Genomic DNA, 20,673 nt, shown 5'->3' on the forward strand with positions numbered 1-20,673 from the left:
ACAAGATGACTGTATATAATATTAATTTAGGAATTGGTTGGGCTAGCAGCGGGGTTGAATATGCTCAGGCTTACCGTGCTCAGGCATTTCGCCAGGCTAAAATTCATGCTAAATTTATTTTTTCAGATTTAATCTTAGGAAATAATATTGCCGACTTAACGGAGAATATTGGCTTTGATGATAATCAGATTATCTGGCTGTATAATTTCTTTACTGATATAAAGATTGCCCCATCAACGTTTCCCTTATCTTCATTTTTAGAGCAAGAAGAATTGTCACAACGGGGTTTTAAAGTACAAAATGGTTCCGATAGTAAAGAAGTCCGTTATCAGTCGGATCAAGAGACGTTAACAATTATCCCCCGTTATAGTGATCGGCAAAAACAGACCATTGATCAAGTGAGCTATGTTGCTAACAACCTGCTTATTAAGCGTGATTTCTATTCTTATACGAAATACGCAACGGAATACTATAGCGGGGATACTAAAGGCAATCACGTAATCTTTCGCGAGTTTTATAATGAAGATGGTTCTATTGCTTATACCCAGCATCTTGACAGTAATAATCAGGAATTGTTCGAGTTTCCTCAGCAATATTTTTACACTAAGAGTGATTTATATCGTGAAATGTTGCGCCAACTAGATTTTAAAGCAACTGATACTATTATTTTGGATCGAATGGATGAGGATAAGCAATTAATCAATGGTCCGCTAATTTTTGCTCATCATGGACAAGCTAAGCTATTCGTGGCAGTTCATGCTGATCACTATGATAAACACTATACTAATGAGCAGCAGGTGTTATGGAACAATTTTTATGAATATCAATTTACCCACTACAATGATGTTGATTGTTTTATTGTGGCGACTGATCAGCAACGGCAATTATTAGGTAAGCAGTTTAAGCATTATTATCATGTTCAACCGCAGATTGCGACCATTCCAGTTGGAAGTTTAAGTAAATTGATAAAACCGACTGAACAACGGAAGAAGCATTCATTAATCACGGCTTCACGGTTGGCTAATGAAAAACATATTGATTGGTTGATTTCTGCAGTAGTGGCTGCCCGCAAGGTGATTTCTGATGTTACACTTGATATCTATGGTGCTGGCGGTCAAGCTGGGCGATTGCAGGAACTAATTAAAAAAAATCATGCTGATAATTATATCAAGCTAATGGGACAGCATGATTTAAGTCAAGTTTATCAACGATATGAGATCTATATTGCTGGTTCGACTAGTGAAGGCTTTGGCTTGAGTTTGTTGGAAGCAGTTGGTTCAGGACTTTCAATGATTGGTTTTGACGTTCCATATGGTAATCAGACTTTTATTGGTGACCAGCAAAATGGCTACCTATTACCGTATGAAGAAGACTGGAGTAATGCTAAGAAGGAAAGAGCATTAACTGATGCCATTATCAAAACATTTAGTACTGCTGACTTAACTAAGTTCCATGAACATTCTTATGCGTTAGCTGAACCTTACTTGACGAAAAATGTTGCTAAGCAATGGCAGCAGTTATTAAAGGAGGATACCCATGCTTAATCTATTTGATAATTTTGATCAAGCTTCATTTGATTTGCTCCGTTCTCAAAGATCTGCCCAGATTAAAATTCCAACGGTTGTGATAAATGATGATGGCTTCCTTCCGGCTGAGGTTGAATCACCAATTAAATTTTTTGGTCAATACAATGAAAATAAATTGCCGCTATATTTTGATCAATTGCCGGTACCAAAATATTGGCGGATTTTGAGCACGTCCTCGCAAGGAGAAGTTTACGATTTAGATCAAAAGCGGGCAGATATTATTTATCGCTCAAATGATAATTCACGCCAGGTTAAAGAAGTGCGGTGGCTAGATCGACAAGGAAAGATTAATTGGGCCGACCACTATAATAATAACGGTTATCACTTTGCTACAACTTTTTATGAGCAGGGTCAGCCAATTTGGCGTAAATATTATAATAAGTATCAGGAATGTTTTTTAGCATGGAACTTACGTGCTGGTAGTCTTTTCCTTACTGATAACGGACAGAAACGTTATTTTGCTTCGTGGATTGAGTTTGTAAAGTATTATTTAACAGTTCGCCATTTTAAACTTGATCATATTTTTTATAATACTTTGAACCAAGGTCTAAGTGTGACACTAGCCTTGCCTGATAATGGAACAGATACTCTCTTTTGGCACGAACCGTTGCTAGATAATAAACTGCCTGGAAATATGCAGTTTTTAATGGAACATTCAACGCGGACGAAGCATATTATTTTTCAGCGTTATTCTGACTGGCAGCAAATGAAGCCCACACTGACCGGTAATAAATACGTTGATTTTAGTTATCTGGGAATGATCTATCCGCATCCACGGGGAAACAAGCTCCGTCCAGAAGCACTTATCCTTACTAACTCGGACGAAATTGTTGCGGCCACGACGTTAGTTAAACAGTTACCCCAGGTTAAGTTTCATATCGCAGCTGTTACAGAAATGTCAGAAAAATTGCTTGCTTATCAACAATATTCAAATGTTGAACTTTATCCCAACGTTAGCCGGCAACGAGTTAAACAGTTGATTGCTGACTGTGATATTTACCTTGATATCAATCGCCAAAATGAAATTTTAGATGCAGTGCGGGGAGCCTTTGAGCAAAACATGTTAATTGTTGGTTTTGATGAGACTTTACATGAACCGCAATTCGTAGCTCCGCAAAATGTTTTTAAGGTTACCGAAGCAAGCCAAATGGGAGAACGAATCCTAAATGCATTACTGAAGCCGGCTTTAATGAAAGAATTGATTGATACGCAGCGAAAATTAGCCAGTGAGGTTAGCGTTCAGGATTACCGTAACCAGATAGGAGCATTAGAGCATGAATAAAAAAGATGAAGAGCGCCCGAAAACATCTTTAGCCCAACAAGACGCTTTAAAACGACTAGACAAGGTAGAAAAAGAAAAAAGAAAACCTTATAAAAAGAAAAAAGAACCGAAAAGCTTTCGCGCGGTCTTGATGACATTACTGCTAATTTTGGTACTAGGTTTAATGATTGGGAGTTATTTTCTTCATTAAAGGCTTGAACTGGAATCAATTGCTAGGACTGGGACGCTTTCCTGGTCTTTTTATGTATATGAGGAGGTAAAAATGAAAGTAATAGCGTTAAGTGGAGATTGTGGGTATATAAATCAGATTGAGACAACAATTAAATCGGTCATGTCACATAATCGTAATGTGAAAATTTATGTGATTAATCCAGATATCCCGCACGAATGGTTTGTTAATTTGAATTACTATCTAAAACAGGTCGGATCAAAAGTTGTTGATAAAAAGGTCGATCCCGGACTTTTAAATCAAATGCATGTCTCATTTGATCATATTAGTACAGCATCTTTCGGAAGAATATTAATTCCTAATCTAATTTCAGAAGATAAAGTACTTTATTTAGATTCTGATACTATTGTAGATAGTAATATAGATAGCGTTTTTGATCTTGAGTTTGGCGATAAGATGATTTATGCTGTTCCAGATTTTTATACTCCGCTTAAATTTGACAAGAATGGCTACGTTATTGATAGCGAAATTGGCGAATATAATACCGGTGTGTTATTAATAAATAATAAAAAATGGCGAGCGGAGAAAGTGGTTGATAAACTACTTGAAATGGGGAAAAATAATAACTTGGCCAATGGTGATCAAACTATTATTAATGAATTTTTTAAAGGACAGATAGGTCAATTAAATCCAAGATATAATTACCAAATAGGTTATGAATTTATGAGTTCAATTCATAACCATATTTTAAGGTCACTGAAGAAAGTTATTAATCCTAAAATTATCCACTATATTTCTAAACAAAAACCATATAAGTTAATTTCTATTGGTAGCTTGAGAAAGAAATGGTGGAGTTATTATACTTTAGAATGGTCTGATATTATTGCTTTTGGTGAGTCTAATAAATATGAAGTTAAAGAGATATCTTTTGATGGGGAAGCTTTTTTGTTTACCAGAATGGCAGAGACACAGAATGTTGAACAATTAATAAAAAAATTACCAAACGTTCACTTCAACATTGCGGCGTATACTAATATGGCATTTTTGTTGTTAAAGCTGACTCAATACGATAACGTTACTCTCTATCCTAATATTTTGGGCAAAACACTTACTAAACTGATTAATCAAGCAAATGTTTATTTAGATATTAATTACAATCCGAAAGCAAATGAGGTAATCGACAGAATAATGGCTAGGAAAATTCCGATGTTTGCTTTTGATCAAACCAAATCACAAGAATTAAATTATGATAATTATCATGTATTCCATGATGGTCAAATTGATGAAATGGCAGCTGCGATTAGTGACGCAATCAAAAATAAGACTGAACATAAGCCAAAATTTAATATTGAAGTAAAAGATATTAATAAATCGCTAGACTTGATTTTAGAAAACCATAAATCTGTTGTTCGCTTCGGGGATGGGGAATTTGATTTAATCAGCGGGCAGTCAATTCCGTATCAAACTTATGAACCAGCGCTTGCCGAAAGACTAAAGGACATTATTTTGCGGGGGAATTTTAATAATACGTTAGTTTGCTTGCCAGATGTATTTCAAGGTTTAGATCGTTATAATGACTATGCTGAAGATTTTTATGAATCTAATTTCTTCCCTAAAAACTATAATTTTTTGAAGGAAATTGGAAAAACTAATAACTGGTATGGCTCGACCTTTATCTCACGGCCGTATATTGACTTGGTTGATAAAAGCAAGAGTTCTGATGCTTTTGCAAAATTGAAGCGCCTTTGGGAAGAAAAAGATATATTGATTGTAGAAGGGGCTTTAACAAGGTCAGGAGTTGGTAACGATTTATTTGCCAATGCCAATTCAATTAAACGGATTATTTGTCCAGCCAAAGATTCGTATCAACAAATAAAACAAATTGAACAGGCAATTAAAGAAAATGCAGAGAATCGATTAGTCTTACTAATGCTAGGACCAACGGCAAAAGTGATTGTCGATGACTTGCAAGACTTAGGTAATCAAATGATAGATATTGGTCACATTGATTCAGAATATGAGTGGTTTAAAATGGGAGCTACGCATAAAATTAAGCTGGCGAATAAGCATACAGCAGAATTCAATTTTGATGAGGAAATTTCTGCGGTGCATGACCAGGCTTATCAAAATGAAATTGTGACGAAGATTATAGGTGGAAAATAACTTAGTAAAAGCTGAGAAAGTATCTTTCTCGGCTTTTTGTTTATGACTATTTAAATGAAAAATTAGACTGTTATTAAAAGTATAAAGCTTGTTATAAGATGTTTTATTTTTGATGTTAGTAGGTGTACAATGTTTAAAAATAATAAAATCGCTTATCAGTAGATTAAGCCAGCTGATTAAGCAGAGAGGTGGATTATATGTCTAAGTATAAGAATGAACAGGAGAATGGAAGCAAAGTTAAACTGTATAAGACTAAGCATGGTTGGTTTAGCGCTTTAACTCGCTTCTTTAAACTATTCTCTTTTAGGTCCAAAAAAGAAGTTAAGCCTACTAACTTTAACGACCTTGACTCAATCAAAGACAAAAATGATACGATACCTGATGCTTATAAAAAAGGTGCTGCAACAATGGCAACCTTGCTGGGAGCAGGAGTTGTAGGCACTACAAGCCCAACAGAGGCTCATGCGGCTACCACCACGGTTGATCAGAATTCACAAATTGTTGGATCCGGTTCAACTTCAACTAGTACCTCAACAAGTCAAACAGCTGGCTCAACTTCAACTAGCACCTCAACTGTATCTGGCTCGGCTTCTACTATGACCAGCACAACTAGTTCTACATCTACTAGTACATCCACGACCACTAGTACCAGCAAGTCAACTTCGACTAGTCAGTCAACAGGGTCTACAAGTACATCGACGAGCACATCTACTAGTACTTCAACTGTTTTGCAATCTGCATCTAATTCAATTAGTACTAGTGGCAGCGCTAGTTTAACTTCGATAAGCGGGTCCTTGGCTAATGGGAATAGCACTGTCAGTGACAATGCGTCTACTATAATTCCCACTGATGAAGTCCAAACATCCGTTACTCAAAGTTTATTGACGCAAAATACCGTTAATAATGCTACTACTGCCGCAACCGCCATGCTTTATAACACTAATCTGATTCAATCCAAAGCAGCCAATGGCGAATCTATTACGGTTGATAATAGTAATGATTTTGATAAAGCACTGACCAATACTAATATCAGTGAAATTAATTTAGCGGGAGACGTTACTAGTACCGGAACTACGGTACTTAATCGCGACCTTACAATTAATGGTGGGGGACACCGTATTTATGTTGATAATGACGGATCACGTACGATAATCAACAACGGTTCAGTAACCGTTAATGATGCTACGATTTATAATGCTGGTGTGCATGGTGCTTTCGACCTTGAAACGTCAGCTGGGCCTGCAACATTAACTTATAATAATGTAACTGCATATGGCGGAACGGCAGTATTTACTGATACAACAACTGCAAATAATAAGACATTTGAAGTACAGGGTAAAACTACTATTAACTATGTCGCTAGTTACACGAACCAGAGTGGCAAAACAATTAATACGACTACTTTTACTGTTAACTCTGCGGGGAGTTCCCAAGTATACGTTGGTGGTACCGTAATTGTTCATGATGGTGCTCAGTTTACAGTTAATGGTACTAATCAAATTAATAACAACATTGAAATTAAAGGGAATGTAACTGATCATGGCTTAATCATTGGTCAAAATGCAACGGTTAACCTTAACGGTGCTAACCGTGGAAACGTTTTGATTGACCAAGTTGGCGCTGGATATTCTGGATACCAAAATACTATTTCTGTCGGTGAAAACTCCAAAGTTGATATGGAAGCCGGCCACGTTAATATTTTGATCAATAATCAAGGACCAAAGGATATTAACTTTGCTTCAAACTCCCAAGTTAACTTGACGGTAAACCATTCATTAGATTCGGCAAATAATATCTATGTCGGCGATGGAAACATTGTAACCTACAGTTCGAATGTCTACTATAATGCTGCTTCTTGGGGTGCAACAAACGCAGCACAGAATCAAAATTCATATACAACTAACATTACTTTTGCAAAAGATTCAAGTGCTACCCTTACTGTAGATAACATAGATTCTAATAATATTGCTTCTGCGGACAGAATAAATGTCAATATTACTGATCCAAGCATAGTTACGTTGAATAATACTGGTGGAAATGCATACTCGACATTAAAGGATGCTAGTGGGGTGCTTGCAAATCAGTCCGCATACGATAATCTTGCTTACACCACAAATAATTTTAATGTTAGTGTTAATAATAGTAGTGTTCGAATAGTTAATAACGGAAATGTTGAGCAATCAGACTACATGGCATCAAATGTTGATCAAGTTACAGGCGATAAGTTGACAACGAATGCCGGAAATATGGTTATGATAAATGGCGATAGCACCGCTCAACAAAATGCTGTGGACATTACTAACAAGATTTCCGATGATGGAACAACCCAAGTAGTTTATAATAGCTGGTCAATTCCATCAGCAAGTGCTTCGACAAGTGAGAGTATTGCAATTTCACAATCTACTTCCACTGAACAATCAGTATCCGAAAGCCAACAAATTAGTCAATCTACATCAAATTCTATTAGTAATCGAGCAAGTACCTCAGTTTCAGAAAGCTTAAGTAACTCTACGTCAAATAGTGGCTCGGTAAGTATCAGCGAAAGTATGAGTACTTCTGGGTCAATAAGTGAAAGCCTAAGTAATTCAGTGTCAATGAGCGGAAGTTTAAGTAATTCAACATCGCTGAGTGAAAGTTTAAGCGACTCAGTGTCAACGAGTGAGAGTTTAAGCAATTCCGTCTCAACGAGCGAAAGCCTCAGTAACTCAGTATCAATGAGCGAAAGTCTAAGTAATTCGGTATCGCTAAGTGAGAGCTTAAGTAGTTCAATATCACTGAGCGAAAGTATGAGTAACTCGGTATCACTGAGTGAGAGCTTAAGTAATTCCGTATCGCTGAGCGAAAGCATGAGTAATTCAACATCACTGAGTGAAAGTTTAAGTAATTCAGTCTCAACGAGTGAAAGTCTAAGTAACTCGGTCTCAATGAGCGAAAGTCTCAGTAATTCAGTTTCACTGAGTGAGAGCCTAAGCACCTCGGTATCGACGAGCGAAAGTCTCAGTAATTCAGTCTCGATGAGTGAAAGTCTCAGTAATTCGGTATCAACGAGTGAGAGTCTAAGTAACTCAGTGTCAACGAGCGAAAGTCTCAGTAATTCAGTCTCACTGAGTGAGAGTTTAAGTACCTCAGTATCAACGAGTGAAAGTCTAAGCAATTCAGTCTCGCTAAGCGAAAGCATGAGTAATTCGGTCTCAACGAGTGAAAGCTTAAGTAATTCAGTCTCACTGAGTGAAAGTTTAAGTAATTCAACATCACTGAGTGAAAGCTTCAGTAACTCAGTATCGCTGAGCGAAAGCTTAAGCAACTCGGTATCAATGAGTGAGAGCTTAAGCAACTCGGTATCAATGAGTGAGAGCTTAAGCAATTCAGTATCACTAAGTGAAAGTCTCAGTAACTCAGTGTCAATGAGCGAGAGCCTCAGTAACTCAGTATCAACGAGTGAAAGTTTAAGCAATTCAACATCGCTGAGTGAAAGTTTAAGTACCTCAGTATCAACGAGTGAAAGCTTAAGTAATTCAGTCTCAACGAGCGAAAGTCTAAGTAATTCAGTATCACTAAGTGAAAGTTTAAGCAACTCAATCTCGCTAAGTGAGTCTGCCTCAACCAGCGGATCAACGTCGACTAGTGGTTCACCAATTAAGCCACAACCGGATAATCCATCTACATCGGCTAGTGATTCAGAGTCAATGTCAATTAGTATGAGCGATTCGGTTTCAGTAAGTACTTCGGCATCGACATCATTGAGTGAAAGTTCTTCAATTTCTAACTCATTGAGTACTAGTCTTTCAACTAGTGCAAGTGCTTCTGAAAATAGCAGTACTTCAACCTCTACTAGCGGTAGTCAAGCACCAGTAACACCACTACCTGATAACAGTGAATCTGCTTCAAACTCAGCAAACGGTTCAACTTCACTGAGTTTGAGTATCACAAATAGTACAAACACGAGTGGCCTGGAAAACACTAATGTTTCGGTTGCTGACAACCACATGACGGTCAACTTGACTGACACTAACTCGGTTGATAACAATGCAGGCAGTCAAAAGCCAAGTTCACAGAATAAGAAGCTTCCACAAACCGGTAATACTAGTCAAACAACGGCTGAATTACTTGGTCTAATGTCACTAGAAGCAGTCTTACTCTTGTTGATTGGTAAGAAGAAAAAGAATAGCGAAAATAAATAATCTAATTATTTAAGTCAAACAAAAAAGCAGCTCCTAAGTTGGAAATTCCAGCTTAGGGGCTGCTTCTTTAAATAAAATTATAAGTTTTCATCTGTCTTGAAGTTCAATTGGCAGTAGTCAGTCATCTTTGTAATTAGTTCAAGGCTCAATTTCTTATACGCATTCAAAGTATCAGTCGCGTAGTCATCACTTTGTCGTGTTAAGAAAGCTGCACGGGCGTCCCCTTTTAGACTAGGAAGTCGGTGGTCAGTTTCCGCGATCATCTTAATGGCAGCTGCATTTCGTTCTTTTTGGACATCGCGTAGTAATGGTAGAAAATCGTGGAGGTGACTATCAACTAATACGCTCGCATGTTTGAAAATCCAGTAGGCAGAATTGAGTTGTGCGGGAAGCTTTCCGCGTTTATAAGGAGCAGGAGTATCGGTGATGCCGTTAAAGAATGGCACATAGGTACTTTCGGCAGCCACGCCCATTGCTAGCCAATGAATATTAGCTCCTGGCCGATTCATTTGCAGAATGTGCGATTCTTGCGTCTTTGCTAAACTAATTGGCCGATACTTGTGTGCATATTTACCGTGACCAAGCGGATCAAATTCTGTTCCCTCATAATGGTTACTGAGGTAGGCTTGTGCGTCGAAAATTGACAGCTTGTGATCTGGTTTCATGATAAATGGCAACGCGGTCGATTCAGGTGTCTCATCAGTTGCTTGAAGGGGACTGAACATTTGGTGCCCAGCCCATACCCGTGGTTCCGAATAAATCGCATCTGAGCGGTCAGCGGTCCCAAAAATTTTGCGGAAATTAAAAGTTGTTGGGTCGGGATTTAGCTGATATTTTTCAACAAACTCTTGAATGCCGGGGTGGAACATGAAATTGTCTGAGTCATTAAAATCAATTTCTTGAATTGCCAGTTGGTTAGCAACCACCGCATAGCAATCATCGGGAATCCGTTGTGCAACCCAGTAGTGACCCGCGCCAGTTTCAAAGTACCATGCCTCGTCATTGTCGGCGAATAAAACCCCATTTGTTTCGCCAGTTCCGTATTTTGCAATCAAGTTACCGAGCCGCTGAACCCCTTCACGTGCGGTCTTAACATATGGCAGGACAACTGTAATCATCGCTTCTTCATTCAAGCCGTTTTCTACTAACGGGTCATAGCCAAGAACTAATGAGTTAGAATAGGCGCTTTCCGTTGCACTCATCGCTACGTCATATTCGTTAATCCCGTCTTCTTCAAATAGTCCGTCTTTGTCCGTCCATTCCGGCGTTGCAGTATAACGAGCGCTTTCTTCTGGCAAGTCAAGCTCTAAACGGGTATCCTTAGAGATGAAGTGGCTTGGCATCTCGCCGTGTTGGTGGACGACCATGTGTTTAGGCCATGCTGCCTTAGCATCTTCATTTCGCCCAATCATAATGGTGCCGTCAATGCTGGCCTCCTTACCAATCAAAATACTTGTACATGCAGTTAATTTATTCCCCATAGATAATAAATTCTCCTTTTGTATAATACATTAATTGTACCGCGAACCAGGTTGCAAGTCGATTTTAGCGGAATATTTTAATTTGTTGCTTAGAAGTATATAATATATTGCTGTATAAAATAGGAAGGGAGAGGATAATATGCAACAATTATCGATGCTAATTGTAATGTTAGCGGCGTTAATTATTCCTATTATTATGGCACGGTTTAGAGTTTCCTCGATTCCGACTGCCGTTGCCGAAATCCTTACCGGTATTATTCTCGGTAAAAGTTGTTTAAATGTTGTTAATCCTAGCTGGACGCTGAACCTCCTATCGTCACTAGGGGTGATTATGCTGATGTTCTTATCTGGGATGGAGATCAATTTTGAACTTTTCCGGAAGACACCAGGAAAAAAGCAGGCGAAAGACTCACCAGTAGTGATGGCTTCCCAAGCATTTGGCCTAGTTGTAGTTACTTCATTTGTCCTTGCGGTTGTCATTAGTCAGTTGCACTTATTTAATGATATTTTATTAGCAACGATTCTTTTCTCAACGATTGCCTTAGGAGTGGTTATTGCAACATTAAAGGAAAAGGATATTTTGCAAAAGCCGGTTGGACAGACACTGCTACTAACAGCTGTCCTTGGGGAAGTTACCCCGATGCTTGCCTTGACCTTTTATGCATCGATTAACGGGGGAAATGCAGGGCGGCTATGGTTAATCGTCCTCCTTTTTCTCGCTGCAATCTTTCTTCTTCAGCGGTTTAAGCAACCGTTCATCTGGTTCAATAAAATTTCTAAGTCCACGACCCAGCTCGATATCCGCTTAGCCTTTTTCCTGATCTTTACATTAGTGACGATTGCGGAAACAGTTGGTGCAGAAAACATTCTTGGAGCCTTTTTAGCCGGGATGGTAATGAAACTTCTTGAGCCAAGTGAGGCAACTGAAGACCGGCTAAACTCAATTGGTTATGGTTTCTTAATTCCATTTTTCTTCATTATGACTGGAGACCGGCTTGATTTAAAAAACCTATTTGCTAACCGCCAAGCACTAGCCTTAATTCCAATTTTGGTTATTGGCTTTATCTTAGCGAAGATGCCAACGATGTTAGTTTTCAGACGGCGGTTCAAACCCCGTAATTCGTTTGCGGGAAGCTTCCTCGTTGTCACCACAATTACATTAGTTTTGCCAACCCTGCAAGTTGCGCGGAACCTTCATGCAATTACGACCGCCCAGTCTGATGCTTTTACTTTAGCCGCAATTATTGTCTGCATTATCGCACCGGTTGTCTTTAATTCAGTCTTTAAGCCGGAAAAAGCTGATTTAATCAAGCAGAAGGTTAATTTTATTGGTACAAATACCTTAACTGTTCCAATCTCCCAGCAATTGTATAAGAACTGGTATGATGTGCGGATGGTTACGGATAACGAAAAAAACTTTAAGACTTATAATAGTGAAGTTAAGCATCTTGAGTACTTGCCTACGCTTGATGCGGAATCCCTAAAACATGGCGGATACTTTGATTGTGACATTATGGTTGTTGGATTCTTAAACGATCATAAGTCTGCACGGCTTGCTCAAATTGCAAAAGAGCATGGGGTTAAACGGGTGATTGCTAGTCAGAATAATCCCCGTCTTGATCCTAAAGACGTTAATGCCCTGCGTGATAAGGGAGTCGAAATTTTCAATAGTTTCAATGTGCAGAGCAGTGTCTTGCGGGCGTTGATTGAATCACCATTAATCTTGCGGATGCTGACTGATACGGAAGCGGGACTATATGAAGCAACTGTCCTTAATTCTCGCTATATTGGTCGTGAGCTTCATACGTTACCATTCATCAACCATATTACGGTTAGCCGGATTTTCCGTAAGCGTAAGCCGATTGATCCTCATGGCGATACGGTCATTGAATTTGGTGACCACATTGTCTTTACTGGGAACCGCCAGGCAGCCGAGGAAGTTCGGGAAGAATTACGAAAGTCAAATTAATTTAATAATTTGACCTAATCTAATTGCTGTAAAAGCGCTATTATGGTAAGATTTTAAATGAATTTATAAGGAGGCACGCATTATGCCATTAGTTCATATCGACTTAATTGAAGGCCGGACCGATGAGCAGTTAAAGGCTCTCGTAAAGGATGTTACAGCAGCAATTTCAAAAGATGCCAATGTTCCTGCCGAACGGGTGCATATCGTGTTGAATGAGATGCGTAAGGACCGCTATAGTGTAGCTGGTAAGATGGTCAGCGACAAGTAACAAACAAGAGAGAGTCATCGGGGGAGAACGGATAGCGTCTTTTCACGATGGCTTTTTTGTGTAATTTAAATCCATCAAGTTTCTTCATATTATAGGTAGAAACTACTCGCAAGTAATAGCGAAAGGATGAACATAATTGAGCGAACAACAATATATTATGGCGATTGACCAGGGGACGACGAGCTCACGGGCGATTGTCTTTGACCACGAGGGAACCAAAGTGGCGATTAGTCAGCAGGAATTTCCCCAGTATTTTCCTAAGCCAGGGTGGGTAGAGCATGACCCGTTAGAGATTTGGGACAGTGTTCAGTCGGTGATTTCTAATGTGATGATCAAATCCCAGATTAAGCCATATAAGATTGCGGCGATTGGGATTACTAACCAGCGGGAAACAACTGTTATTTGGGATCGTCATACTGGTAAGCCGATCTATAACGCAATTGTTTGGCAATCAAAACAAACGAGCGCGATTGCTGAACAATTGATTAAAGATGGTTATAAAGAGATGGTCCATAAAAAGACGGGGCTGGTTATTGATTCTTACTTTGCCGCAACTAAGATTAAGTGGATTCTTGACCATGTCCCTGGCGCTCGCCAAAAAGCGGCTGATGGGGACTTGATGTTTGGAACCATTGATACTTGGTTGCTTTGGAACTTGTCTGGTCACCGTGTCCATGCGACTGATGTTACTAATGCTAGTCGGACGATGCTTTTCAATATCCATACCCTTGATTGGGACCAGGACATTTTAGACTTACTGGATATTCCACGGTCAATTCTTCCAGAAGTTAAGCCGAGTTCTGCTATCTATGGTTACACTGGCGATTACCACTTTTATGGGGTTCAGATTCCGATTGCGGGCATTGCTGGTGATCAACAGGCGGCACTTTTTGGTCAGGCAGCTTATGATAAGGGGTCCATTAAAAATACTTATGGCACTGGAGCCTTTATTGTAATGAATACTGGTCTAAAGCCGACACTATCTGATAATGGTCTTTTAACGACGATTGCTTATGGCTTAAATGGGCAGATTCATTATGCCCTTGAAGGAAGTATCTTTGTTGCTGGCTCAGCCGTACAATGGTTACGAGATGGGCTTAAAATGTTTGATAAGGCGAGTGAGTCTGAACAGATGGCGGTTAATGCGAAGACGACTGGCGGAGTTTATGTTGTCCCTGCGTTCACTGGTCTTGGTGCCCCATACTGGGATCAAGAAGTACGGGGAGCCATGTTTGGATTGACGCGGGGAACTGACCGGGGTAACATCATTCGGGCAACTCTTGAAGCAATTGCCTATCAGACAAAAGACGTGGTTGATACTATGGTTAAGGATACCCAGTTACCATTACAAGCACTAACGGTTAACGGTGGCGCGTCACGAAATAATTTTATGATGCAGTTCCAGGCCGATATCCTTCAAACACCAATTAAACGAGCAGCCATGGAAGAGACGACCGCACTAGGGGCAGCCTTTTTGGCGGGACTGGCGGTTGATTTCTGGGAAGATCAAGACGAGTTGCGCAAGCTCTCGAAGATTGGCGATGAATTTGATCCGCAAATGGATGAGAAAGTTGCAGCCGACTTATACCAGGGGTGGCAACGGGCCATCGCAGCTGCGCAATTCTATGGTAAAGACAAACAATAATATATAATTTGATACCAAACACCATTCAATAAACTAATATAAAAAAGGAAAATGAGAAATGAAAAAGAAGACGCCGGTTCAAATGACTGATGATTTGGCACGATTTATTAAGGAAACCCGTGAAGATGTGGCGCTTCCTCATGAGTCATTGTATGTTGATTTATTAGAACAGTGGAAAGTTTTAAGTCGTTATCAGTTGGAGTTTGCTGATGCGCAGAGTAAGAAGCTTTATAATGCTTATTGGAATTCAATGACACGGTGGTATGAAGTTTTCGATAAGGAACGTGAAGACCTTTTAGAACCTGCTGCGATGACTAGCCTTGATCTAGTCGACTTCTATTCAGGCCTGATTAGTGATTTGATGGATCACGTCATTAGCTTGGTACCATCATATCCGCACAATAATGTTATTAAGCTAACCGACTTCCGCGTTTTGTTGAGTAATGAATTACAAAAGATTACCCAGCTTAACTTGGGAATGCAGGGGCCAATTGATTTTGCAATGATTATGGATTATTGGAAATTAATGGGGGATGCCTTTGACAAAGAGGTATCGTAAAAGGAAAAAGCTGAGAAAAGCAAAAACTTTTCTCAGCTTTTTTAGTTAAGCCAGTCTTGTAAGTATTTTACTAATAACCTTGCATCATCCTTGGTTAGAGCAAAAGTATTATCATGACTGATATTATTAAAGTCAACATTTGATACAAGCATTTGGAGTTCAGGATCATCGTTATTTTGGTAAATGCTGAGTTCATTAACGCACTCATCATCACGATCTTCTCCGTCATACTTGATATGAAGCCAATTAGCTTGGCGGTCAATTTCATGTTTTTCCAAATTCTCACCTCAAAACTCTCCTTTCATTTTAGCACGAAGCTGGTGTGCGCGGGTGATTACACCACGACGCCAGTACGAAACGGCAGCTCGGGTAACCCCGTATTCGCGGGCAATTTTACGGTCGCTTAGGTGGTGGTTAAGTTTGGCGACCAGGTAACGTTGTTGATTAAGATTACTATGCTGGTAGAGGTAGCCGAGGAAACTGCTATTTTCTAAGTGGGTAAAGGGATGACTAGCTAGTTGATCTACTAAAATATCGTCGTAGTCGTGATCATCTTCCGGATTGTCAAGCGAGTAAGAGAAAAGGATTCCTTCTAGCTGCTGATGGCGGAGACGGTCAAGTAGGCGCCACCGCATCCGTTGATACGCAAAACACATCAGGTCCCGTTCGTTAGCAGAGTGGTCAGAGTCGCGAAGAAAGTCTGCGTATGCTTGGGCAAAGATGATCGATGCGTCTTGAACGAAATCATCATAATCATCACGGCGGGGAGAGATTCCTAAACTTTTTAAGACACCGTGAACGATCGTAATCCGCTTATCAGTCATCAGGAAAGTTAAGCCATCAGAAATTTTTTTATAATCCATTATTTGAGAACATCCTTTAGAAATATTCTCAAGAGCTCTTGAGTACGATCAATTTATCGCAAATAGAACATCTTAGCGAACGATAAAAACGCTTGATTGTCCTTTGAAAAGACGTTGACAGGAATGGAATAAGCCAGTATCTTATTATTCATGTTAAAAGTGAATCGTTTTACAAGCGATTTGGTTTATTTTAAGAATTGACATAAGGAGTTTCGTAAAGATGAGAAAGAAAATTGACTTAATGGAATTACATCGGTTAGCGATTGATGGGGAGCCGGCTAATTATCAGGTGAGGTGGGATAATACCCTGTTGATTGCCGCTTATGACCAGGACCACACCTTTATTTTGACAACTGAGGGTGAAAAGCTGGTTTTAAAACGGCGGTTAAATGAAGTGTTAGATCGGTTCGCTGAGGAAAATTCGATTCACAGTCACGAAATGGGAGCTCTTTATGATTTAGTCGGGTGTCGTACGAGAGGATATATCGCTGGTCACCATCGCTTAGTGCCAACTTGTGGCCGATCAAATAATCAAGTTGTTTATTACATGGTTCATTTCTTAGATGACGCAGCTGAGTTAATAGATGATAAGAGAGTTGAGATGCTATTAAGGGGCAAAAATGAAACCTATCATGTGCAGGTTAATACTAGTTATCGGACATTTAGACGGATAGTCGGGGCAGCAGATGATGTCGCAAAAATCCAATTACAAATCTACGAATATTGCCGTCATCAGTACGGAAAGAAAAAGCAAGAAGATATTCATGAACGGACATATGACAGCGATTATTGCGTGATTCAGGAGCATCGGCGGATCAGTGAGAAAGTATTAATGGCAACGATCTTACATATTGTTGGGCTTGCCTATGAGGAAACATACGGGGAGATGATTGCACCAGAGTTTGTCGAACGGCTAAAGCGGGTGATAAATCGTTTTTAGGATAAAAATTGCTAAAAAATGCACAATAATTAAACATTAGTCCATTAGCTTGTTATAATAGTAGGTGAAGGGAAGAGAATTAGCTAAGCAATGGAATGGAGCAATTTTTATGACTGAAAGAAAAGATCAGTGTGGAGTAAACTACACATTAGATGTTTTAGAGGATAAGTGGCAACCGCGAATTATCTATTGGTTAGGCTTTCGGCCATTCACCATTGATGAGTTGCATCGGTTGTTACCAGAATTAACCTTAGTAGCACTAAATGATGAGATAGCCTCCTTGCAGAACTTACGGATTGTTAATTCAAACAAGGACGAAAATGATAAGTATACATTGACTGATAACGGCACTGACTTACGGAATATGGTCGTAACGATGGGCGTATGGGGTCGTCAACAGATGGATGACTCTGCTAACCAGATTTCCGATCAGATTGTCGAGCCAGAAGCCGATGCAAGTATATCGAGTACAATAAAAAACTTGATAAGTACTTGTAGTGCTTATAAGGATGTTAAGAAAGGGAACTTGGATAAGTCCAAGCTCTTTTTTTGTTACAGTGAGTATCTAAAATGTAATTAAAGTGAAATAAACCGGTAATCAACTATTAAATTGTATTTTAAATTCTTGCAAACACTGTGATTGCAACAACTTACAAGATAATGAAATTTATACTTTTGGTGTATTTGTGAAAAAAGTTTGAAATTATAGCTTGACTAAATAGGCTCCATTCCTAATAATGTATTAAGTAATTATTAAAATTGATTGGCTGACAATTGATATAAAAAAGTCTGCAGCTTGTTATTTACCATTGTTAGTGTAGGTTTCCGGTAATGTAACTTGTTGCACTAGTGGACTTTTTTAGGTTATGAGGTTAGCCACGGTATGGGAGAATTTATTTATGTCAGACGAAAATAATCAGCCCTTAAATAACGATGAAGATATTCATCAACATGAGCATCATCACCATCACCACCACCGTCATCATCGACGCCATCGCGGCTGGAAGATTTTTTGGTCGATTGTGGGGGTACTGGTACTAGTTGCCCTCTTCTTTGCGGGGATGGCATGGCATAATCTGAAGTCAACGACAGATGATATGTATAGTAATGCTGGTGCTACCAAGTCGCGGGATGCGCAAAAAGTGCTTGAACAAAAAAAGCCAGTATCGATTCTCTTATTAGGAACAGATACCGGAGCACTTGGCCGGGACTATAAAGGTCGGACGGATACAATGATGATCATGACCTTGAATCCAAAGACAAAGACGACAACCATTGTCAGTTTGCCACGGGATATGAAGGTTAACTTGCCTGATTACCCACAATATTCGCCAGCCAAGATCAACGCTGCTTATACCTATGGGGGAGTTAAGGAAAGTATTAATACGATCCAAGAACACTTCGATATTCCAATTGACTACTATGTCTTGGTTAACATGGGTGGCCTTGAGAAAGCAATTAACCAGGTCGGCGGGGTTGATGTAAAGTCACCACTGACGTTTGACTATGAAGGCTACAGTTTTGAAAAGGGCGAGACCTACCATATGAATGGAAAGAAAGCCTTAGCCTTTAGTCGAATGCGGTATGACGATCCTGAGGGTGATTATGGTCGTCAGTCACGGCAACGGTTAGTAATTATGGCGCTATTAAAGAAGTCAATATCATACAAGACCGTGCTTAATCGGTCATTCTTACGGTCAGTATCTGATAGTTCACAAACTGACTTAACTTTTGACGATATGATGCGCTTAGCACAAAGCTATCGTGATACGAATGAACATATTGTCCAAGATCATGCTCAAGGACGAGGTCAAAATGAAGATGGTCAAGCCTTTGAAGTTGTTCCAACTAGTGAACAACAACGAATTACTAACCTGTTGCAAAATAGCTTAAAAAATTAAACATTGAGGAGTAGAAGTCGTGAATAGTTCACAACAAACGTTAAATAATACGATTGATTTGCATCGTTTGATGATGCTCTGTCGCAAGCACGTGAAGATGTTGATTGTCTGGACCCTATTGGCAGGGATTTTGGGCTTTGTTGTTGCCCAATTTGTCGTTGTACCGAAATATACGGCAACAACCGAAATTTTGGTCAATCAAAAACATTCTAATGATAATAACGGTCAAGCTTTTAATAACCAACAAGCTGATATCCAGATGATTAACACTTATAAGGATATCATTACAAACCAAGTAATCTTAAGTAAGGCTAGTAAGGAATTAAAAAATCCGGTAAAGGTGATCAAACCAGCTGAACCAGCCGAATACCGCCGGAATGCAGATGGAACACGAAAGTTAATTAAGGAAGCTCAACCAGCAGTCGTAGAACGTGGTGGTAAAAGTTACAATATGTCAACAGATGAGTTGAAGAAGGCAATTAGCGTCTCAACCCAGCAGAATTCCCAAGTCTTCTCCTTACAAGTCAAGACTGATAGTCCAGAAAAATCTGCGGCAGTTGCTAATACGGTTGCTAATGTCTTTAAGGGACAAATTAAGAAGATTATGAGCGTTAATAACGTGACAATTGTTTCACGGGCAAGTACTCCTGATGCACCTTCATTTCCAAATAAGAAGTTATTTGCTTTAGCAGGGGCGGTATTAGGGTTAATTCTTAGTTTCCTTTACATCTTAATTGGTGATTTAATGGATACAAGTATTCATGACGATGACTACTTAACTAATGATTTAGGATTAACTAATCTTGGCCAAGTAAACCACATTAATATGAGTCGTGACTTTAAGGTTAACCAACAAGAAAGTCGCCGTAGTGATTCTGGTAGTCGACGGGTTTAAAGGAGGAGAGTAATAGATATGTCATTATTTCATCGCACACAAAAGCAATCAACGGACACCATGGATAATGGGGCCAAGTTGATTACCGTTGCTCATCCCAAGAGCCCAATCTCTGAACAGTTCCGAACAATTCGGACAAATATTAACTTTATGGCAATTGATAAGCCGATTAAGACGCTGGCTTTAACGTCAGCTAACGTGTCAGAAGGTAAGTCAACGGTTACCGATAATATAGCGGTTGTTTGGGCACAAACTGGTCAAAAAGTGTTGTTGATTGATTCTGATTTACGTCGCCCGACACTTCATGCAACATTTAATAAGAGTAATCAGCATGGTTTAACCACTATTTTAACTAGTGGCACTAATTCTGTTGATTTACGAGAGATTATTCAACCAAGTGGGGTTGATAATCTTGATATCTTAACAGCGGGGCCAATTCCACCTAATCCAGCAGAATTGTTGAATTCTCAACGGATGAAAACATTGCTGGATACGGTTAAAGGCATTTACGACATGGTGATCGTTGATGTACCACCAATGCTAGAAGTTACTGATACGCAAATTTTGTCCCGTCATCTAGATGCGGTTGTTTTGGTTGTAAAGCAAGGACAAACACAGAAATTAGCTGTTAAACGGGCAGTCGAATTATTAAAGTTGGCCCATGCTAATTTATTGGGGTATGTGATGAATGATGTCAATGCCGATGGCGATGCTGGATATGGCTACGGTTACGGATATGGCTACGGTTACGGTGAGGATGCTGGAAAATAG

Annotated in this window: 17 protein-coding genes; 14 read left to right on the top strand and 3 right to left on the bottom strand. The window is 39.4% G+C overall.

Features of this window, described 5'->3' with window-relative positions; translation table 11 throughout:
- Positions 1 to 5 precede the first annotated feature (5 nt).
- The 5 genes from gtfA to H5S41_RS12030 all read left to right on the top strand — a co-directional run bounded on the left by gtfA (position 6) and on the right by H5S41_RS12030 (position 9,381).
- Positions 6 to 1,544: an accessory Sec system glycosyltransferase GtfA gene (gene gtfA, locus H5S41_RS11345; protein WP_182603384.1), complete on the top strand. Its 1,539-nt coding sequence runs from the start codon at positions 6 to 8 to the stop codon at positions 1,542 to 1,544.
- Entirely contained in the window at positions 1,537 to 2,868 is a 1,332-nt protein-coding gene (gene gtfB, locus H5S41_RS11350; protein ID WP_182603385.1) for an accessory Sec system glycosylation chaperone GtfB, read from the top strand. Before gtfA ends, gtfB begins: the two co-directional genes overlap by 8 nt.
- Positions 2,861 to 3,058, top strand: coding sequence for a hypothetical protein (locus tag H5S41_RS11355; RefSeq protein ID WP_182603386.1), 198 nt, complete (start codon positions 2,861 to 2,863; stop codon positions 3,056 to 3,058). The genes gtfB and H5S41_RS11355 overlap by 8 nt, the downstream gene beginning before the upstream one ends.
- A 72-nt stretch (positions 3,059 to 3,130) precedes the next feature.
- Positions 3,131 to 5,200: an SP_1767 family glycosyltransferase gene (locus H5S41_RS11360; RefSeq protein ID WP_182603387.1), complete on the top strand. Its 2,070-nt coding sequence runs from the start codon at positions 3,131 to 3,133 to the stop codon at positions 5,198 to 5,200.
- Between the two features lie 197 nt (positions 5,201 to 5,397).
- Entirely contained in the window at positions 5,398 to 9,381 is a 3,984-nt protein-coding gene (locus tag H5S41_RS12030) for a serine-rich glycoprotein adhesin (protein ID WP_231833134.1), read from the top strand.
- A 77-nt stretch (positions 9,382 to 9,458) separates the two neighbouring features.
- Here the strand turns inward: H5S41_RS12030 and H5S41_RS11375 are convergent, their stop codons facing one another.
- Positions 9,459 to 10,862 (bottom strand): C69 family dipeptidase, encoded by a 1,404-nt coding sequence (locus H5S41_RS11375; RefSeq protein ID WP_182603388.1) that lies wholly within the window; start codon positions 10,860 to 10,862, stop codon positions 9,459 to 9,461.
- 139 nt (positions 10,863 to 11,001) lie between these two features.
- Between H5S41_RS11375 and H5S41_RS11380 the strand changes: the two genes are divergently transcribed.
- The 4 genes from H5S41_RS11380 (at position 11,002) to H5S41_RS11395 (ending at position 15,303) form a co-directional block, all read left to right on the top strand.
- Positions 11,002 to 12,831 (top strand): cation:proton antiporter domain-containing protein, encoded by a 1,830-nt coding sequence (locus tag H5S41_RS11380; protein ID WP_182603389.1) that lies wholly within the window; start codon positions 11,002 to 11,004, stop codon positions 12,829 to 12,831.
- Between the two features lie 82 nt (positions 12,832 to 12,913).
- Complete coding sequence (gene thmT, locus H5S41_RS11385) at positions 12,914 to 13,099, top strand: 2-hydroxymuconate tautomerase (RefSeq protein WP_003663508.1); 186 nt, start codon at positions 12,914 to 12,916, stop codon at positions 13,097 to 13,099.
- A 136-nt stretch (positions 13,100 to 13,235) separates the two neighbouring features.
- Positions 13,236 to 14,744 (top strand): glycerol kinase GlpK, encoded by a 1,509-nt coding sequence (gene glpK / locus H5S41_RS11390; RefSeq protein ID WP_182603390.1) that lies wholly within the window; start codon positions 13,236 to 13,238, stop codon positions 14,742 to 14,744.
- A 58-nt stretch (positions 14,745 to 14,802) separates the two neighbouring features.
- Complete coding sequence (locus H5S41_RS11395) at positions 14,803 to 15,303, top strand: hypothetical protein (RefSeq protein WP_182603391.1); 501 nt, start codon at positions 14,803 to 14,805, stop codon at positions 15,301 to 15,303.
- Positions 15,304 to 15,344: 41 nt separating this feature from the next.
- Here the strand turns inward: H5S41_RS11395 and H5S41_RS11400 are convergent, their stop codons facing one another.
- On the bottom strand, positions 15,345 to 15,581 hold the full coding sequence (locus H5S41_RS11400) for a hypothetical protein (protein ID WP_182598683.1): 237 nt from the start codon (positions 15,579 to 15,581) through the stop codon (positions 15,345 to 15,347).
- A gap of 9 nt (positions 15,582 to 15,590) precedes the next feature.
- Positions 15,591 to 16,166 (bottom strand): sigma-70 RNA polymerase sigma factor region 4 domain-containing protein, encoded by a 576-nt coding sequence (locus H5S41_RS11405; RefSeq protein ID WP_182603392.1) that lies wholly within the window; start codon positions 16,164 to 16,166, stop codon positions 15,591 to 15,593.
- A gap of 220 nt (positions 16,167 to 16,386) precedes the next feature.
- Here H5S41_RS11405 and H5S41_RS11410 point away from each other — a divergent pair, with 220 nt between their 5' ends.
- The 5 genes from H5S41_RS11410 to H5S41_RS11430 all read left to right on the top strand — a co-directional run bounded on the left by H5S41_RS11410 (position 16,387) and on the right by H5S41_RS11430 (position 20,673).
- Positions 16,387 to 17,106, top strand: a complete 720-nt coding sequence (locus tag H5S41_RS11410; RefSeq protein WP_231833135.1) for a hypothetical protein — start codon at positions 16,387 to 16,389, stop codon at positions 17,104 to 17,106.
- 109 nt (positions 17,107 to 17,215) lie between these two features.
- Complete coding sequence (locus tag H5S41_RS11415; protein WP_231833136.1) at positions 17,216 to 17,686, top strand: winged helix-turn-helix transcriptional regulator; 471 nt, start codon at positions 17,216 to 17,218, stop codon at positions 17,684 to 17,686.
- Positions 17,687 to 18,005: 319 nt separating this feature from the next.
- Positions 18,006 to 19,007 (top strand): LCP family protein, encoded by a 1,002-nt coding sequence (locus H5S41_RS11420; protein WP_182603393.1) that lies wholly within the window; start codon positions 18,006 to 18,008, stop codon positions 19,005 to 19,007.
- Positions 19,008 to 19,026: 19 nt separating this feature from the next.
- Positions 19,027 to 19,902 (top strand): YveK family protein, encoded by an 876-nt coding sequence (locus H5S41_RS11425; RefSeq protein ID WP_182603394.1) that lies wholly within the window; start codon positions 19,027 to 19,029, stop codon positions 19,900 to 19,902.
- Between the two features lie 18 nt (positions 19,903 to 19,920).
- Entirely contained in the window at positions 19,921 to 20,673 is a 753-nt protein-coding gene (locus tag H5S41_RS11430) for a CpsD/CapB family tyrosine-protein kinase (protein WP_182603395.1), read from the top strand.

Source organism: Limosilactobacillus albertensis (genome assembly GCF_014145555.1).
Lineage (GTDB): Bacteria > Bacillota > Bacilli > Lactobacillales > Lactobacillaceae > Limosilactobacillus > Limosilactobacillus albertensis.

Excerpts from the sequence above, each read along its gene's own strand:
- gtfA (WP_182603384.1), top strand. The coding sequence starts at position 6 with ATGACTGTATATAATATTAATTTAGGAATTGGTTGGGCTAGCAGCGGG.
- gtfB (WP_182603385.1), top strand. The coding sequence starts at position 1,537 with ATGCTTAATCTATTTGATAATTTTGATCAAGCTTCATTTGATTTGCTC.
- H5S41_RS11355 (WP_182603386.1), top strand. The coding sequence starts at position 2,861 with ATGAATAAAAAAGATGAAGAGCGCCCGAAAACATCTTTAGCCCAACAA.
- H5S41_RS11360 (WP_182603387.1), top strand. The coding sequence starts at position 3,131 with ATGAAAGTAATAGCGTTAAGTGGAGATTGTGGGTATATAAATCAGATT.
- H5S41_RS12030 (WP_231833134.1), top strand. The coding sequence starts at position 5,398 with ATGTCTAAGTATAAGAATGAACAGGAGAATGGAAGCAAAGTTAAACTG.
- H5S41_RS11375 (WP_182603388.1), bottom strand. The coding sequence starts at position 10,862 with ATGGGGAATAAATTAACTGCATGTACAAGTATTTTGATTGGTAAGGAG.
- H5S41_RS11380 (WP_182603389.1), top strand. The coding sequence starts at position 11,002 with ATGCAACAATTATCGATGCTAATTGTAATGTTAGCGGCGTTAATTATT.
- thmT (WP_003663508.1), top strand. The coding sequence starts at position 12,914 with ATGCCATTAGTTCATATCGACTTAATTGAAGGCCGGACCGATGAGCAG.
- H5S41_RS11395 (WP_182603391.1), top strand. The coding sequence starts at position 14,803 with ATGAAAAAGAAGACGCCGGTTCAAATGACTGATGATTTGGCACGATTT.
- H5S41_RS11405 (WP_182603392.1), bottom strand. The coding sequence starts at position 16,166 with ATGGATTATAAAAAAATTTCTGATGGCTTAACTTTCCTGATGACTGAT.
- H5S41_RS11410 (WP_231833135.1), top strand. The coding sequence starts at position 16,387 with ATGAGAAAGAAAATTGACTTAATGGAATTACATCGGTTAGCGATTGAT.
- H5S41_RS11415 (WP_231833136.1), top strand. The coding sequence starts at position 17,216 with ATGACTGAAAGAAAAGATCAGTGTGGAGTAAACTACACATTAGATGTT.
- H5S41_RS11420 (WP_182603393.1), top strand. The coding sequence starts at position 18,006 with ATGTCAGACGAAAATAATCAGCCCTTAAATAACGATGAAGATATTCAT.
- H5S41_RS11430 (WP_182603395.1), top strand. The coding sequence starts at position 19,921 with ATGTCATTATTTCATCGCACACAAAAGCAATCAACGGACACCATGGAT.